The 1,031-nt window shown below is 56.5% G+C and carries 2 protein-coding genes; one reads left to right on the forward strand and one right to left on the reverse strand.

Going from position 1 to position 1,031, the window contains the following annotated elements; translation table 11 throughout:
• The coding region (locus R7Z41_RS24740; RefSeq protein ID WP_181941750.1) for a glutathione S-transferase N-terminal domain-containing protein at positions 1 to 135 on the reverse strand (135 nt) is incomplete at its 3' end.
• Between the two features lie 228 nt (positions 136 to 363).
• Between R7Z41_RS24740 and R7Z41_RS24480 the strand changes: the two genes are divergently transcribed.
• Positions 364 to 1,031, forward strand: a 668-nt coding sequence (locus R7Z41_RS24480) for a DUF6531 domain-containing protein (protein WP_318141701.1), incomplete at its 3' end; no start/stop codon positions are given.

Genomic DNA, 1,031 nt, shown 5'->3' on the forward strand with positions numbered 1-1,031 from the left:
CGGGTTAAATTGCGCCACGCCGTTGTCCGCGTTATAGGGCAGTTCATTAATAAATTCGAAAGTTATGCCCTTTTCTAACAACAGAATAGAAAGTTTGCGTACAAACGGGCTGGTGTAGCTACCGACGAGTTTCATGCCGAGTCCTTTGTGCGAGGAAAAATATCAGTATGGCCTGGTGATGGGAAAAAGGGCAGAAAATGTTGATGGTTTGTTACTTCCAAATAAATCACATATTTATCATGGTGATATAAATATTTTCCTAATTGTTTCTATCTGATGGATATCTCACTTAAGGCTTTCTTATAAATCTGTAGGGTTTTGCCTGGAAGCAGACAAATAACCCGATAAAACAAGGATGAGCAGATGAGCGGAAAACCGGCGGCGCGTCAGGGCGACATGACGCAGTATGGCGGTAGCATTGTCCAGGGTTCAGCCGGGGTACGCATCGGTGCCCCCACCGGCGTGGCCTGTTCGGTGTGCCCCGGCGGAGTGACGTCCGGCCATCCGGTCAATCCCCTGCTCGGTGCAAAGGTCCTTCCCGGTGAAACCGACATCGCCCTGCCCGGCCCGCTGCCGTTCATCCTCTCCCGCACCTACAGCAGTTACCGGACAAAAACGCCCGCGCCGGTGGGGAGCCTCGGCCCCGGCTGGAAAATGCCTGCGGATATCCGCTTACAGCTGCGCGATAACACACTGATACTCAGTGATAACGGCGGCAGAAGCCTGTATTTTGAGCACCTGTTTCCCGGTGAGGACGGTTACAGCCGCAGCGAGTCACTGTGGCTGGTGCGCGGCGGCGTGGCGAAACTGGATGAAGGTCACCGGCTGGCCGCACTCTGGCAGGCGCTGCCGGAAGAACTCCGCTTAAGTCCGCATCGTTATCTGGCGACAAACAGTCCGCAGGGGCCGTGGTGGCTGCTCGGCTGGTGTGAGCGGGTGCCGGAAGCGGATGAGGTGCTGCCTGCGCCGCTGCCGCCGTACCGGGTGCTTACCGGGCTGGCAGACCGTTTCGGGCGGACGCTGACGTACCG

The sequence above is a fragment of the Vibrio sp. 1457 genome, assembly GCF_033340195.1.
In the GTDB taxonomy this organism is placed as follows: domain Bacteria; phylum Pseudomonadota; class Gammaproteobacteria; order Enterobacterales; family Vibrionaceae; genus Vibrio; species Vibrio alginolyticus.